Annotated in this window: 13 protein-coding genes; 8 read left to right on the top strand and 5 right to left on the bottom strand. The window is 69.6% G+C overall.

Going from position 1 to position 15692, the window contains the following annotated elements:
• Positions 1-122 precede the first annotated feature (122 nt).
• From AB0F40_RS08795 to AB0F40_RS08780, 4 genes are all read left to right on the top strand, one after another.
• Positions 123-1382 (top strand): multidrug effflux MFS transporter, encoded by a 1260-nt coding sequence (locus AB0F40_RS08795; protein ID WP_357465754.1) that lies wholly within the window; start codon positions 123-125, stop codon positions 1380-1382.
• A 64-nt stretch (positions 1383-1446) separates the two neighbouring features.
• The gene (locus AB0F40_RS08790) at positions 1447-3693 is read left to right on the top strand and encodes an esterase-like activity of phytase family protein (protein WP_357465752.1); all 2247 of its coding nucleotides are present in this window, start codon (positions 1447-1449) and stop codon (positions 3691-3693) included.
• A 52-nt stretch (positions 3694-3745) separates the two neighbouring features.
• Entirely contained in the window at positions 3746-4936 is a 1191-nt protein-coding gene (locus tag AB0F40_RS08785; protein WP_357465749.1) for an LCP family protein, read from the top strand.
• Between the two features lie 83 nt (positions 4937-5019).
• Positions 5020-6387, top strand: a complete 1368-nt coding sequence (locus tag AB0F40_RS08780; protein ID WP_357465746.1) for an LCP family protein — start codon at positions 5020-5022, stop codon at positions 6385-6387.
• A 10-nt stretch (positions 6388-6397) separates the two neighbouring features.
• On the opposite strand, the gene AB0F40_RS08775 is transcribed toward AB0F40_RS08780, so the two are convergent.
• Together AB0F40_RS08775 and AB0F40_RS08770 are read right to left on the bottom strand one after the other, a co-directional pair.
• Complete coding sequence (locus AB0F40_RS08775; RefSeq protein ID WP_357465744.1) at positions 6398-7000, bottom strand: LysE/ArgO family amino acid transporter; 603 nt, start codon at positions 6998-7000, stop codon at positions 6398-6400.
• Positions 7001-7097: 97 nt separating this feature from the next.
• Entirely contained in the window at positions 7098-7997 is a 900-nt protein-coding gene (locus AB0F40_RS08770) for a LysR family transcriptional regulator ArgP (RefSeq protein WP_357465742.1), read from the bottom strand.
• Positions 7998-8087: 90 nt separating this feature from the next.
• Here AB0F40_RS08770 and AB0F40_RS08765 point away from each other — a divergent pair, with 90 nt between their 5' ends.
• Positions 8088-8705 carry a LysE/ArgO family amino acid transporter gene (locus AB0F40_RS08765; RefSeq protein ID WP_357465741.1) on the top strand — a complete coding sequence of 206 codons (618 nt, stop codon included), beginning with the start codon at positions 8088-8090 and terminating at the stop codon, positions 8703-8705.
• A gap of 227 nt (positions 8706-8932) precedes the next feature.
• Here the strand turns inward: AB0F40_RS08765 and AB0F40_RS08760 are convergent, their stop codons facing one another.
• Positions 8933-10171: an aminotransferase class I/II-fold pyridoxal phosphate-dependent enzyme gene (locus AB0F40_RS08760; RefSeq protein WP_357465740.1), complete on the bottom strand. Its 1239-nt coding sequence runs from the start codon at positions 10169-10171 to the stop codon at positions 8933-8935.
• Between the two features lie 290 nt (positions 10172-10461).
• Here AB0F40_RS08760 and AB0F40_RS08755 point away from each other — a divergent pair, with 290 nt between their 5' ends.
• Positions 10462-10617, top strand: coding sequence for a hypothetical protein (locus AB0F40_RS08755; RefSeq protein WP_357465739.1), 156 nt, complete (start codon positions 10462-10464; stop codon positions 10615-10617).
• A gap of 153 nt (positions 10618-10770) precedes the next feature.
• Here the strand turns inward: AB0F40_RS08755 and AB0F40_RS08750 are convergent, their stop codons facing one another.
• Both AB0F40_RS08750 and AB0F40_RS08745 read right to left on the bottom strand, forming a co-directional pair.
• A complete protein-coding gene (locus AB0F40_RS08750) occupies positions 10771-10986 on the bottom strand; it encodes a DUF433 domain-containing protein (RefSeq protein ID WP_357465738.1) in 216 nt (71 codons plus the stop codon).
• A 94-nt stretch (positions 10987-11080) separates the two neighbouring features.
• Positions 11081-12355, bottom strand: coding sequence for a DUF4143 domain-containing protein (locus AB0F40_RS08745; protein ID WP_357465737.1), 1275 nt, complete (start codon positions 12353-12355; stop codon positions 11081-11083).
• A 423-nt stretch (positions 12356-12778) separates the two neighbouring features.
• Between AB0F40_RS08745 and AB0F40_RS08740 the strand changes: the two genes are divergently transcribed.
• Both AB0F40_RS08740 and AB0F40_RS08735 read left to right on the top strand, forming a co-directional pair.
• Complete coding sequence (locus AB0F40_RS08740; protein WP_357465736.1) at positions 12779-13201, top strand: hypothetical protein; 423 nt, start codon at positions 12779-12781, stop codon at positions 13199-13201.
• Positions 13202-13772: 571 nt separating this feature from the next.
• Positions 13773-15494, top strand: a complete 1722-nt coding sequence (locus AB0F40_RS08735; protein WP_357465735.1) for a hypothetical protein — start codon at positions 13773-13775, stop codon at positions 15492-15494.
• Positions 15495-15692: the final 198 nt, after the last annotated feature.

Raw genomic sequence — 15692 nt, 5'->3', positions numbered from 1 at the left:
CCCGGACCACTGACACTCGCGGCAGTCCCGAACAGCGGGCGACGGTGAACGGGGGCAAAATTCTTCGTGAGAGACCCAAATCACCCTGTCCACCTTCGTATCGATTCGATAGGATCGTGCGCATGCCATCCGAAGCGCCGTCGGGCGTGCCCTCTGCCACGCCCGGACGCCGCGCTCCGTCGCCTCGATCGGCCCTCAAGTGGGTGATCATGCTCGGTGCGCTGGCGTGCCTGCCCGCCCTCACCGTCGACATGTATCTGCCCGCACTCCCGCAGGTCGCCGCCGACCTCGGCGGGTCCGACGCGCTCGCCCAGCTCACCGTCTCCTGCATGCTCATCGGTGGTGCCCTCGGCCAGCTCGTCATCGGCCCGCTGACGGACCGCTTCGGCCGCCGGCTGCCGCTGATGATCGGCATCGGGATGCACGTTCTCGTCTCCCTGGCGTGCGCCGTCGTCGACGACATGTACATGCTCATCGGCCTGCGCCTCGTGCAGGGCTTCTTCAACTCGGCGGCGAGCGTCGCCGCGATGGCCACGGTGCGCGACCGTTTCGTGGGTGCCGAGGCGGCTCGCATCCTCTCGCGCCTCATGCTCGTGATCGGCGTGGCGCCGATGCTCGCGCCGTCGCTCGGTTCGATCGTGCTGGAGGCGTTCGCCTGGCGCTGGATCTTCGTGGTGCTCGCCCTGATCGGGGCTTCCCTCGCGGTCATCGTGTTCTTCGTGATGCCGGAGACCAACCCGGTCGCCCGCCGAACGACGGGCGGGGCGTCCTCCGTGCTGCGCGGCTACCGCACGCTCCTGCGCGACCGGCACTTCATGGCGCTCGCCCTCATCCCGGGGCTCGGCATGGGCGTCGTCATGAGCTACGTGGTGGGCTCCCCGTTCGTGTTCCAGCAGGGCTACGGCCTCACCCACGGGCAGTTCTCGCTCCTGTTCGCCATCAACGGTCTCGGCCTGGTGCTCTCCGCGCAGGTCAACGCGTCGCTGGTCCGGCGGGTCGCGCCCATCCGGCTGTTGCGCACGGCCATCGTGGCTCAGGTGCTGATGTCCGTGGTGCTGGTCGTCGTCGCGGTGACGCAGCTCGGTGGCCTGATCGGACTGCTGGTCGCGCTGTGGCTCGTGCTCGCCTTCCAGGGCCTCATCCCCGCCAACGCCTCGGCGCTGGCGCTCTCGCGGCACGGCGAGATCGCCGGTACGTCGGCCGCGATGATCGGTGCCATCCAGTCACTGCTGGCCGGCCTGGTCTCGCCGATCGTCGGACTGCTCGGCAGCGGCACCGTCGCGATGTCCGCGGTGATGCTCGGCTCGGGTCTCACCGCGTTCGTCGTGCTGGCCGCGGCCACCCCCGCCTACCGCAAGGGCGGCTGGCACACGCCGATCTGACTGTTCACCCCGCCGTCGGACGGGATTCACGTGGACGACGGCTCCGCCGTCTTGGCTCGCACGCATGAGCACACCCATGCGTAACCGCGCCTCGCGCGCGGTGGCCGCCGCGGCAGCAGCAACGCTGCTGCTTCCCGCGGCCGTCGCCGTCGCCGGGCCCCAGCACGGTCCCGGTTCGGGGCCCGAGCACCGCGGCGGCTCCCACCTCGCCGCCACCCTGGCCGGACGAGCCACGCTGTCGGCCGACCACCTGGCCGACGGCCCGCCGTCGGGCGCCGCCGCGAGCCCCGGCAACGGGCGTCAGGGTCCCTGGGACGGCCAGGTCATCCCCGGCTTCTCCGCGATGATCGACAACGAGGACGGGACCTTCTGGGCCCAGCCCGACAACGGCTTCGGGGCCAAGGGCAACTCCGCCGACTTCCTGCTGCGCAACTACCTGGTTCGCCCGCAGTGGGACACCGGCCGCAAGGGTTCCGGCGACATCGAGGTGCTCGACCACATCGAGTACAACGACCGCGACGACGTCCTGGACTTCGACATCGTGCACGAGGACACCGACGAGCGGCTGCTCACCGGTGCCGACTTCGACATCGAGTCGGTGGTGCGAGCCAAGGACGGCACGCTGTGGGTGGGCGAGGAGTTCGGCCCGTTCCTGCTGCACTTCGACGCCGACGGCACGCTGCTCGAGGCGCCGTTCGAGTTCCCGGACGGCAAGTCGCCCGCGAACCCGTACCTCGCGCCCGGCGAGCAGCCGAACGTCGGCAGCAGCCGCGGGTTCGAGGCCATGGCGGGCAGCGGCCGGTACCTCTACCCGGTGGTCGAGGGTGCGCTGGCCGACGACGACGACGCCCGTCGCCGCTGGATCTACCAGTTCGACACCCGCAAGGGCGAGTACACGGGCGAGCGCTGGGCGTACCAGACGGACCGCGAGGCCAACGTGATCGGCGACGCCTTCGCGACCGGCCGCGACTCGATGCTGCTCATCGAGCGGGACGACTTCGAGGGCGACCAGTCGGTGACCAAGCGCGTGTACGAGATCGACCTGAGCCGCACGGACCGGGACGGCTACGTCCGCAAGGAGCTCGTCGTGGACGCGCTCCGCATCGACAACCCGCGCGGCATCGACGCAGGCGAGGGCTACGGCCTCGGCGACACCTTCAGCCTGCCCGTGCAGTCCTTCGAGACCGTCCTGTTCGTCGACCGCGACACGCTGCTGATCGGCAACGACAACAACTACCCCGGCAACGACGCGCGCGTCACCGGCACGCCGGACGACACCGAGATGGCCCTCGTGGACCTCAAGAAGAAGCGCGTGACCGACGACGGCGTGACCGTCGTCGGGCACCGCGGGGCCTCCGGCTACCGGCCGGAGCACACGCTCGCCGCGTACGAGACCGCCATCAACCAGTGCGCGGACTACATCGAGCCCGACGTGGTCTCCACCAAGGACGGCGTGCTGGTCGCCCGCCACGAGAACGAGATCGGCGGCACGACGGACGTCGCGACGCACCCGGAGTTCACCGACCGTCGCACGACGAAGACGATCGACGGCACCCGGATCACCGGCTGGTTCACCGAGGACTTCACCCTCGCCGAGCTGCGCACCCTGCGGGCCAAGGAGCGCTTGCCGCAGGTCCGGCCGCAGAACACCCCGTTCGACGGGCTCTACCAGATCCCGACGCTCGACGAGGTCCTCGACCTGGCCCGCAACAGCCGCACCTGCGACGGGGCGCCCGTCGGCGTCTACCCGGAGACCAAGCACCCCACCTACTTCGACGGCGTGGGCCTGTCCCTGGAGGAGCCGCTCGTGCGCGAGCTGCGCCTGGGCGGCTTCGACCGCGCGAACGCCCCGGTGATCGTCCAGTCGTTCGAGGTGAGCAACCTGCAGGACCTCGACACGATGACCGACGTCCGCCTCGGCCAGCTCGTCAGCAGCAGCGGCGCACCCTACGACCTCGTGGCCGACGGCGACCCGCGCACCTACGCGGACCTGGTCACCCGCCGAGGGCTGCGCGAGATCGCGACCTACGCCGACGGCATCGGCGCCGAGAAGAACGTGCTGATCCCGCGCAACGCCGACGGCACGCTGGCGGCACCGAGCCCCGTCATCGACGACGCGCACGACGCCGGCCTCGAGGTGCACTCCTGGACGTTCCGGCGCGAGAACCAGTTCCTCGCCGCGGACTTCCGCTCGTCGGACGACCCGAACGGGATCGGCGACATGGTGGGCGAGGTCCAGGTGTTCCTGGAGGCCGGCCTGGACGGCTTCTTCACGGACAACCCGGACCTCGGCGTCGCCGCGGTGAGCTGACCAGCGAGTACTTAAGAGGCCCCGTGCCGGGGTACATGCCTATGCTCCACATGTGCCCCGGCACGTCCATACCCAGCGAAGTCATCGCGTCGCGCGAGCCGCGGCGCTCTTCGTCGTCGGTGCGCTCGCCCTCGTGGCCGTCGGTGGTGTCGTCGCCTACCTCGACCTGAAACAGCAGATCGGCGTGAGCGACGTGTCCGGACTCGTCCAGGGCCCGACGCCGTCGGCGGACCCGGACGACCCGTTCACCGGCCGCAGCCTCAACATCCTCGTGCTGGGCACCGACCAGCGCGGCGGCGAGAACACCGAGATCGCGGGCGCGGGCGACGGCGGGATGCGCTCGGACACCACCATGCTGGTGCACATCTCAGGGGACCGGTCGCGCATCGAGGTGGTCTCCATCCCGCGCGACTCGCTCGTCGAGATCCCGTCCTGCAAGCTGCCCGACGGCACCGAGTCCGGCGCCACCTACGGCATGTTCAACAGCGCGTTCACGATCGGTGGCGGTGCGGAGGAGGACGTCACGCACGCCGCTGCCTGCACCATCTCCACGGTGCAGAGCCTCACGGGCGTCCCCGTCACCAACCACATGGTGGTGCAGATGGACGGCGTGGTCGACGTCGTCGACGCGCTCGGCGGGGTGCGCATGTGCCTGCCCGAACCGCTGGTCCAGGACCCGGCGTACGGGCGGTTCGAGCTGCCGGCCGGCGAGCAGGTCCTCGACGGCCGCGAAGCCATCGGCTTTCTGCGCGCCCGGCACGGCACCGGCCTCGGTCTCGAGCAGGGCAGCGACCTGACGCGGATCGCACGACAGCAGGCATTCGTGGACTCGCTGGTGCGGCAGGTGCTCGACCAGAACGTCCTGACCAGCTCGCCGCGGCTGTACCGCACCGTCCAGGCGGTCCTCCGCGCGATCACCGCGGACCCCGGCCTCGCCGACCCGGCGGCGCTCGCCGGCCTGGCCTACAGCATCCGGAACATCGAGCCGGCCGAGATCGTGTTCACCGAGCTGCCCGTGGCGCCCGCTCCGACCGACGCCAACCGGGTGGTCTGGACCGAGGACGCCGCGGCGATCTGGGAGCGGATGGCGGCCGACGAGCCGCCGCCCGGGGACGAGCCGTCTGGGTCGCCGTCGGGGCCGGACGGCGGTGCGAAGACGGACACGGAGCCCGGGACGGCGCGGACTGGCACCCCTGACGCGTCTCCGTCGCCCTCGCGGCTGCCGGGCGTCTGTGCGGACTGAACCCGAAATGCGGCCTGAAGATCGCCTGGGAACGACAGCACTTAGTTACACGTTCGTCGCACCGAGGCCATAGTCTCCGGTGCGTGGTGACTGACTTCTGGACGGCGGCCCGACCTGTCGGCGAGGTGCCGAAGGGCGTTCCCCGACACGCGCGATCGGGTGAACGGCAACCGCGTCACGTCCGCAGCTGGCGCAAGATGTTCGTGTTCCGCGGGATCACGATGGGGGTCGTCGGCGCCATGGCCTTCGGCTCCGCTGCGGCCGCGACGGTCTATCACAACGCCGTCGCGCAGATCGAGGTCCAGGACCTGGAGGGCTTGGTGGCCGAGCAGGTCAAGCCGAAGGACCCCTCGGACCCGTTCAAGGGCGAGCCGGTCAACCTGCTGCTGATGGGTACGGACATCCGCGACGGGACGAACGCCGACATCGGCGGGTCGGTCAGCGGGATGCGGTCGGACACGACGATGCTGGTGCACATCTCGGCGGACCGGCAGTGGATCGAGATCGCGTCCATCCCACGCGACACGTTCGTCGACATCCCGTCCTGCAAGCTCCCCGACGGCAGCCAGACGCAGCCGTACCGCGACAAGTTCAACGCGTCCTTCGAGGTCGGCAGCGGCGGTTCGTCGCTCAAGCACGCTGCCGCGTGCACCATCAACACGGTCAACGCCATGACCGGCGTGACGGTGACGAACCACGCGGTGGTCAAGATGAACGGGGTGATCGACGTCGTCGACGCGATCGGCGGCGTGAAGCTGTGCCTGCCCGAGGCGCTGCACGGGGACCCCGCCTCGGCCCGCATCGACCTGCCGGCCGGTGAGAACCGGATCGACGGCAAGACGGCCATCCAGTTCCTCCGGGTGCGCAAGGGCACCGGCATGGGGCTCGAGATGGGCAGCGACCTCACGCGGATCGAGCGGCAGCAGTCGTTCATCAACGCGACGCTCCGGCAGATCTTGTCCGCCGAGACTCTCGCCGACCCGACCAAGACCTTCCGCCTGATCAACGCGGCGCTCGGTTCCCTGAGCGCCGACCCGGCCATCGCGAACCCTGGCAAGGTCGCGGGTCTCGCCTGGTCCCTGCGCGAGATCAACCAGCGGAACATCATCATGTCGAAGGTGCCGGTGTACGACACCACCGAGGGCGGCCGTGGCGGCCTGGCCTGGCAGCCGGAGGCCGCTGAGATCTTCGAGCGCATGGCGTCGGACACCCCGCCGGAGGAGGTCGTGCTGCCCGACGCGGAGCCGTCGGTCGCGCCGAGCACGAGCGGCGAGCCCCAGGAGGGCTCGGCCGACGACGGAGCAGGCGCGGAGGGCGAGGGCGACGCGCCCGCCGACGACACCGGGGATGCCGCCGACGAGACCGGCACGGCCGACGGTGGCACCGCTGACAAGCCGAAGTCGAAGCCGAGCCCGAGCCCTGAGGTCCTGCTGGAGGGTGTCTGCGCCTGACCGGCGGGGCTCAGCCGAGGATCAGGGACGCCCCGACGACCAGCATGGTGAGCGCGATGACGGAGTCGAGGACCCGCCACGCACCGGGCTTCTCGAGCAACGGTGCGAGGTAGCGCGCTCCGTAGCCGAGCGCGACGAACCACGCGGTGCTGGCGACGCACGCGCCGAGCCCGAACCACCAGCGGTCGTCGCCGTGCGTCGCCGCGAGCCCACCCACGAGCACCACCGTGTCGAGGTAGACGTGCGGGTTCAGCCAGGTCAGGGTGAGGGTGGTCGCGACGGCGGCGCCCACGGTGCGGTTGGTCATGCTGTGCCGTCCCATCACCACCCGCTGACCCTTCACGGCGCGGTATCCCGCCATGCCGCCGTAGACCAGCACGACGAGGGCGCCCGCCCACCGCGCGATCTCGACCACGAGCGGCGCGCTCTGGATCAGGGCGCCGAGTCCGCCGACCCCGGCCGAGATGAGCAGGAGGTCGCTGACGGCGCAGATCCCTGCCACCAGGCCGACGTGCTCTCTCCGCAGTCCCTGGCGAAGGACGAAGATGTTCTGCGCCCCGACGGCGACGATGAGCGAGAGGCCGAAGGCCATGCCGGCAAGGGCGGAAAGCATGACTGAACGGTAGGAAGTCGGACAGCGGATGTCCGGTTCATGATTCGGAAGTGCGGAAGGACTGAATCAGGGTTAATGATGGGGGTACGTCCAGATTTCACGCAGGCAGCAATCGGCGTGTTGCTTCTTTTCGCAGCGCGGCCGTGACCCGGTCGAGCACGGTGGAGCGGAGCTTCCACTGCTGCAGGTGGAGCGGGATGTCGAGAACGGCGTCGGGCTCCAGCAACGTCATGCCGCCGCCGGTGCCCTCCTGGAGCCCACCGATCGTGGGGCGGTCCAGCAGCATGCCCCAGCCCAGGCCGAGCCGGATGGTCTCCTCGTACTCGACGGTGCTCGGGACGTGGTGCCGCGGCGGCCTGGCCCGTGGCGCGTGCTCGCGCAGGTACATGTCCTGCAGGTCGTCGGTCCGGTCGAAGACGACGACGGGCGCCGCGCCAAGGGCCTCCGGCGTCGGGCCGCCGGGGAACCAGCGCCGTGCGAAGGCGCGGGTGCAGGCCGGGCGGTACCGCATGGTGCCGAGCGGCGTGCTGCGGCAGCCCTGGACCTGCGCGGTCTGCGAGGTGACCGCCGCCATCACCACCCCCTCGCGGAGCAGGTCGGCGGTGCGGGTGTCGTCGGCGCGGTGCAGGTCGAAGGTGACGCCGTCGACCTGGGCCAGTGCGGGCAGCACCCAGGTGGCCAGCGAGTCCGCGCTGACCGCCAGCGGCACCGTGACGAGACCGTCCGGTGCTCCGGTGTCGTCCGCGCCGAGCTCCGCGGCGACCTCCGCGCCGAGCAGCTCCGTCTGCCGGGCGAGCCGCAGCAGGGCCTGTCCGGGCGCGGTGGCGACGACCGGGCGAGCGCGGCGCACCAGCACGCTGCCCGCCGCGTTCTCCAGCGCGCGGATGCGCTGGCTCACCGCCGACGGCGTCACGTGCAGCGCCCGCGCGGCCGCGTCGAACGAGCCCTCGGTGACCACGGCGGCCAGCGCTTCGAGCTGGCGGGAGTCCCATCGCATGGGTCCAGTGTGGTCCATCTTCAGCTTTGCTAATGCAGCGTCAGAAACATGAACTGGTCTTCATGACCCTGCGCTGCCTAGCGTGAGGCCATGCTCGCTCTGCTCGCCGGACTCGGATTCGGTCTCTCGCTCATCGTCGCCATCGGCGCCCAGAACGCCTTCGTGCTGCGTCAGGGGCTGCGCCGCGAGCACGTCGGCATCGTGGCGGCTGTCTGCGCGGTGTCCGACGTCGCCCTCTACGCCGCGGGAGCCGCCGGCTTCGGCCCGCTCGTCGAGCGGTGGCCCGACGCAGTGGTCGTCGTGCGCTGGCTCGGCGCCGCCGTCGTGCTCGGCTATGGGGCCATGGCCGCCTGGCGGGCGGTGCGGGGCGACACCGCGCTCGCCGCCGCTGCCGACGGCGCCCTGGGCGACAGCCCCGGCAGGCGGCTCAAGCCGGTGGTCCTCACCACGCTGGCGCTCACCTGGCTGAACCCGCACGTCTACCTCGACACGGTGGTGCTCCAGGGCTCGGTCGCGACGGCCTACGGCGACGCGCGCTGGTGGTTCAGCGCCGGGGCGATGATCTCCAGCGTCGCGTGGTTCGCCGCACTGGCGTACGGTGCGCGGCTGCTCGCGCCCGTGCTGCGGCGCCCGAACGCCTGGCGGGTGCTCGACGGCGTGATCGCCCTGATCATGCTGGCCGTGGCGGTCTCGCTGCTCGTGGGGTAGTGGCTCGGTGCTCGCGAGCTCGGTAGCTGGCTGGCCGGCTGGCTGGGAACGTCGGCGTCGCCGAGCCGCAAGTTGTTGGTGGGCCGGAGGGCCGAGCCGCAAGTTGCTGGTGCATCCGGCTCCGAGCCGCAGGTTGCACGTCGATCAGGGCGCGGATCGACGTGCAGTCTTCGGTTCGGGGCCGTCAGTGACGTGTAACTTGCGGTTCGGCACCGCCGCGTGACGGTCTAGCCGCGCAGCCTGGCCAACTGGTTGACCGCCTGGACGAGTACATCGTGAGACTTCACGAAAGTGAAGCGCAGGTGCCCCGCCAGTGCCGCCGCCGTCGGCGAGCCCGCGCGGCAGAACGCCGACGCCGGGATCGCCACCACGCCGGCGAGCTCGGGCAGCCGCCGGCACAGTTCCACGCCGTCGCGCAGCCCGAGGCGGTCGAGCAGGGCGGAGCTGTCGGCCATCACGAAGTACGTCCCGGCCGGCCGGGTGACGGTGAAGCCCGCTGCCTCCAGGCCCGCGCACAGGAGGTCCCGGCGTCCGGTGAGGGATCTGGCCAGGGCGCGCGGGGTGTCGTCGTCGGCCAGGGCCTGCGCGATGGCGGGCTGGAACGGCGCCCCCGAGGTGTAGGTGAGGAACTGCTTGACGGCCCGCACCGCCGTGACCAGGTCGGCCGGCCCGTGCAGCCAGCCCACCTTCCAGCCCGTGAACGAGAACGTCTTGCCCGACGACGAGATGGTCAGCGTGCGCTCGGCCATACCGGGCAGCGTGGCGATCGGGATGTGCTCCGCACCGAAGGTGAGCCGCTCGTAGACCTCGTCGGTGACGACTATCGCGTCGTGCTCCCTGGCGACGGCGGCGACGGCCGCGAGCTCGTCCCGCGTCAGCACGGCCCCGGTCGGGTTGTGCGGCGAGTTCAGCAGGATCATCCGCAGCCGCGGCGACGCGGCCGCACGGAGGGCGTCGACGTCGAGCCGGAAGCCGTCCGGGCCGGGCAGCAGCGGCGCGGTGACGTGCGTCGCCCCGGACATGCCGATCGCTGCCGCGTGCGAGTCGTAGAACGGCTCGAGCGTGAGCACCTCGTCACCCGGCCGGGTCAGCGCAAGGACCGAGGCGGTCAGCGCCTCGGTCGCGCCGGTGGTGACCAGCACCTCGGTGTCGGGATCGACGTCCAGCCCGTAGTGCCGCTTCTGGTGGTCCGCGACAGCCCGGCGCAGCTCCGGCACACCGTCGCCCGGTGCGTACTGGTTGCGGCCCTCCTCGATGGCCCGGATCGCGGCCTGCTTGACGTACTCGGGGCCGTCGACGTCGGGAAACCCCTGGCCGAGGTTGATCGCGCCCGTGCGAGCGGCGAACGCCGACATCTCGGCGAAGATCGTGACGGCGACACCGCCGTCGGCGGCGAGAAGACCCGCCGCGCTCGCGGTGTCCTGCCAGCGGTCCCGGCCGCGGCCGGGTGAATGGAGGGTGCTCATGGGGACGACGATAGCCACCGCCCGTCCACCGGGAGTTCATCTCCGGCATCCCGGGCAACCCTCTTTACCTGCGCGTTTGTGGACAACCCTGTGGATGTGGTGGATAACCCCGGGCCATGGGGAAAGTTATCCACAGAACGCCCTGGCGAAGGTGAACACTTGGCCCTCCGGCGTGTGATCGCGCCCGCCCTCTTTGCGTGGGCGCTGGTCGATCACTGCCTGGGACGACGCAGAGGTGTTGTCGCTGTGCGTGCGAGCACCTGGAGGAGGCCTGGCCGGGACTGCTCGCGATGGCGCCGCTCTGGGTGCGGTTCCAGGCGGGGCGTGGTCCGACGCCGTCGGACCACGTGGAACACGTGCTGGCCGTGGCGTCCGGGACCGCGCGGCGCGAACCGCACGACTGCCCCGGGCTGCCGCTGTGGGTTGCCGAGCACGGCAGGGCCTGAGCCGGGGCGGACACGGGTGCGCTGGTCAGGCGTCGTTCGTGGACTCCCGTGCGCGGCCGATCGGCAACGATCGGATGCGGATCTCTTCCTCGCCGACGCCGGCGATGCTGCACCTCGTGACCGCCGGTCGGCCGGAGCCTCATGCGGCCGACGTCAGGGGACGCGCCGCTCGCTGGCAAGATCGGCCGCGAACCGCAGGGCAGCGGTGACATCCTCAGGAGTCAGGTCGGGCAGGTCCGCGACGATCTCGTCCGTGCTCATCCCGTCCGCAAGCATCGCAACGACGGTGGCAACGGGGATACGAAGGCCCCGGATCGTCGGGACGCCATCGATGACCGCCGGGTCCACAGTGATACGCGAGATCGTCATGGAACCACCGTAGGGTGCGACACCGCATCCCGTCCGTTTTCTGTCCTCGGCTGGGGACGCGGACCTGGCCAGCCTTGGGGTAACGCGTGCTGGTTCAGGGGCCGAGTAGTTCCGCAGGTATGACGGCGATCCCGTCGTCACGTCGGTATGCGGCGGGTCCGGTCGTGATGAGAACGGCGTCGAGCAGGTCGTCGCCGAGCTTGTCCTGGAGCCACCTCAGGTGTTTGACGTCATCCCCGCCGGGGATTGCCGTGAGCTTCACCTCGATGGCCACAATCTTGCCGTCGCCGCGTTCGACAATGAGGTCGACCTCATGTTCGCCGCGTTTTGTCCGCAGGTGGCTGACACGTGCTCCGTGGGCTTCCGCGTATACCTGGACGGATAGCGTGACCAGGCTCTCGAAGAACGCTCCGATCAGCGAGCCGTTGCGGGGGAGTGGAACGGTACCGGGATTTGCACGTTCCAGGAGCGTGTCACTGCTGACGTTCAGGAGTCGTGCCGCCAGTGCGGGATCGCACATCTGGTGCTTCGGCGAAGCGCCAAGTGCCGCCATGATGCTGCCGATGCCCGTCCACGCCGGGACCTCTTCGACAAGCCACATGCGTTCCAGGATCTCGCGGTAGGCGACCGTCGTGGTACGCGCCGGCTTGTCGGCGTCCCCGGGTGTCGCGGCCTCGAGTATCGAGGCGTACGAGGCGGTCGTCGATGTCGCCGCCGCGTATGCTCGCAGCCAGGCACGGAGTGTTCCGGGACGGCGTACGACGTGACCGAGCTCCGGGAAGTCGCGATCTACCACGGCCGCCAGGTATCCGTCGAGAGCGTCCTTGCGGAAGCGCTCCGGGAGGCGCCGTATCCCCGGAAAGCCTGAGGAGGTGATCTCCTGGGCGTAGTCTTCGAGGCTGGCCGAGGAGTCGCCCGACACCGGCGGGCGCCCTCCTGCGAGCAGTGCACCCAGCGACACCGAGGGCTCGCCGATCGCTCGCTCTGCGAGCGACATCGGACGCATGCGCAGCTGGACGATGCGGCCAGCGCCGGAGTGCATCGGCTTCTTCGTCGGGGCCGCCGAGCCGGTCAACAGGAAGTCTCCGGCATTCGCGCCGCGGTCGACGGCTCGCCGAACCGCATCCCAGACAGGCGGATGTACTTGCCATTCGTCGACGAGGACCGGGCGCTTCGCCTTCGTCAATCGGCCCGGATCGTTCTGAATCAGGCTCAGCTCGAATTCGTCGCCCAGGTCCAGGACCGACCGCGCCCGCCGTGAGACTGTCTCGGTCTTCCCTACTGCCTTGGGGCCGACGATCGCCACGGCGGGAAGCCCTTCGAGAAGGTCGTCCAACCGACGGTCGAGGATTCTCGGGATGTAGTCCACGGTCCTAGGCTACAGATTTGCAGCATCCCACGCTACCGATGTTCGTACTCCTACGAGACGAATCTTCGCGGTCCTACGCTCCCGATGTGCGAGTTGGGTCCCTCGTGCACTCGCTGGCACAACTGCTATCGACTGGCTGGCAAGTGTTGAGGCGCGAGATCGCGGAGCTGTCCGAGATGCTCGCGCGTGGGTCCGTCCATGGGTCGGGGCAAGAGGTTATCCACAGGCATCCCGCTGTGACGCGCGGTTCCGGACCGATGCTCCTAAAGTCGGGATCGGCGATCTTCAGGGGACCGCCAGCAGGGGAACTGCCAGTGCGAGGTCAGGGGGAGGGCCATGCCCGCTGCGGTGGAACGGACGGGAATGCGCCAGGTGGCTGCGGTCGATGCCGGGGACGCAAGCATGGCCGTCCAAGGACGGGGCGTGGCACGAGCCGACGGGATCGCGCTGCTGGAGAGTGAGGTGCGTGAGCTCGTCCGGCGTCGTGGCGTGGACCCGATGGCCGAGCCGGACCGGTTAACCGATCTGGTGCGTGAAGCGGCTGCGGACTATGCGGACCGCGCTGCACGCGGTCTTCTCCTCGGGTTGCCCGACATGGAGCGCGTGGTTCGGGAGGTCTCGGACGCCGTGGGCGGGTTCGGCCCGCTGCAGCCCTACCTCGACGACCCGGAGATCGAGGAGGTCTGGCTCAACGCCCCGTCGCGAGCTGCAAACCTTCTCCCGCAACCGGGGTGTCCTGACCCGCATCACTTTGCTCAGCGACGATCGGGCGGTGCGGTCAGTGCTCGATTAATCGCCGTACGAGGTCCGCCGAGAAGCGAGGGCGGTCGTCAACGAACTTCCTGATGCGCGCTTCCAACTCGTCGGCCTCGCTCTGCCGGCTTGCGTAAGCGGTTGGCGGAATGCCGGGCTTGCTGGTTGCGGGTGGGGCCTTGCGCATGATGTCACATCCCGGCTCGTCGACCGTGGCTCCGTGCTCGGCCTCGACGCCCTGGCCGGGCTTGGATCCCGCCATCCAAGACGGCGGGCACTGCAAGACCTCGTGGCGTGCAGGGTTCGCGTGCGGGACCTGCCCGTCGCGGGGGTAGCCGTGCCGCCCGAGGTCGTTGCCGGTGATCCGGGGGGACACCGAGAGGACACGACCTTGACGCGGAAGCGCGCGGTTCGCATGCGATGTCCGGCAGGACTCCTATGCGTGACCCCGGGGTGTCCCGTTCGCGTTCCAGGTGTGTCACATCGGGGACCGCTGAGCGATCGATGCAAGCGCCGATGTTGGGGAGTTGGTGACACCGGTCGGGGAGACCAGCCTCGTCTCGAAGGGCCGTGTCGAGCATGCGGCAGGACTGCTGCGCCGATAGCTGACGCGTGACTCGCGGCGCAGATCAACGTGTCAGTGATCGCGGGTAGCGTCGTGCTCGTGGTGATCGACTGGCGGCAGATAGGCCGTGAACGGTTCGACTTGGCTGTCGAGATGCTCCTGAAGGCGAAGTGGGCCGAGCCAGGAGCGAGTGCTCTCTCGCCCGACGGACGCGGCGGTGATGGCGGGATCGACTTCCAGGCCATGACGGCGTTGGGGGAGCTGACGATCTACCAGTTCAAGTACTACCCGGACGGCGGGCTGGGGGTATCGAGCAGGAAACGGCACATCCGTGCGTCGTTCGACCAGGCAGCACGGCACCGTCCCCAGCGGTGGGTCCTGGTCGTGCCCTGCAAGCTGACACCGGGGGAGAGGACATTCGTCGAAGGGCTGGCCGGCCAGAAGGGGCCGCAGATCGAGATTCTCGATCGTGTCGGCCTTGATGTCCTGCTCGCCGAGCACGACGCCGTGCGACGGTACCTCGAACGCGATCCGATCCTCGAAGCGGTCGGTGAGTATCAGGCGACGACGGCAGTCCTCACGGACGGCGACGACCTCGCCGAGCGCGTCCGGCTGCTCGCAGCTCGCGGCGGCGACATGGACCCGTACTGGGCGCCGGACTTCCGCATCGAGGACGGCGTCACGACGATCACGCCCCGACCGAAGTCCCCCGACGCCCCCGAGAAGAGCCCGATCGTCTCCCAGTTCATCCTCGACCCCGAGACAGCCTCGGAAGAGGACCGGGCGGCGTTTCGGCGGTCGATCGGGTACGGCGTTGGTGAGCCCGCCCGGGTCCCGGTCGTTGCCTCAAAGGTGAGCGGGCCTGCGTTCATCACCATCGACGGTCCAGGGATGCTGGCTTTCGCGGCGGCGAAGCGGCCGCGGCTCGAGGACCGGTTCTCGATCGAGCTGCAAGACGCGAGCGGTGTCGTGCTCAGTGAGCATGATGGCGTCGTGACCCATGCGGGCACCGGGACCGAGGGCGGAACCCTGGAGCTGACCTTCTACGGCGGGCTCATACTCCGATACCTGCTACCGCGCCGCGCCGAAGAACCAGGCAGCGCTGAAGTCCAGCTCAGTGTGGATGGTCTGATGGTCTCCGACGCGGTCGAGGCGTTACGACTGCGACGGTCGATCTGCCGCGAGGCTAGGCAAATGGCTATCCGGCGCGATGTTGAGGTCGCCGCGGCGTTCACCCTCGACCAGTTCGAGGACCCTGCCGACGATGTCCTTGAAGCGATGCATCAGTTCGTCGAAGATCTGGCAGCCCTTGAAAGGCACCTGTCGACTCGCAAGCGCATGCCGACATCGTTCACAACGTACGACCGGGTTCAGGCGCGGCTGGCCCGCCTGGTCATCGAAGGTGCTTGTGTCCTGGTTCCGCAGTGGCTGCATATCCCGATGAGGATCAACCACGACGACGGCAGGACGGCTGAGCTGGGACGCCTCCTAGCCTCGGAGCACTCCATGCGGATCCGGCAGCCCGAGTTCGAGGTGAACATCGCCGGCTGGCGGGTGGACGTCGGACCCGTCCATCTCATCTCCCCACGGGTGGGGTTCGCCGAACCGGGCCGCCTTCTACGCCTGCTGGAATCCAGCAGTATCGACGGCGAGCTCGCGACGCTTGCCCCGGCGCCGTACGAGCCGTGGAGACTGAGCCGGCTGAGCGAGACAGACCAGCGCGGCTGGCTCGCACCTGTTCCGTGGAACGCGGTCGGTGCGGACGAACATCCCGCGTTGGCGCGGGCCCAGGCGGTGGAGCAACGGAGCGAACCGGTGTGAGGCCTCGCGGTGGCTGCAGCCCCGGCGCTCACGAGAACAGTGGTGACGGCGGATGCTGGCATATTCACCGCATTTCACCCCATGAACTCCGGGAATTGCACAAACTGATCTGGATCACCTGCTAGTTCACCCTGCACCGCAGCCAGGTTCAGCCCTGCGGTCGCCGCATGCAAACTACGTTGAGTAACTGTGCATAGC

The sequence above is a fragment of the Promicromonospora sp. NPDC023987 genome, assembly GCF_040639055.1.
Taxonomy (GTDB): Bacteria; Actinomycetota; Actinomycetes; order Actinomycetales; family Cellulomonadaceae; genus Promicromonospora.
The sequence above is the reverse complement of the archived record's forward strand: the minus strand, read 5'-3'. Positions and strand labels throughout refer to the sequence as shown.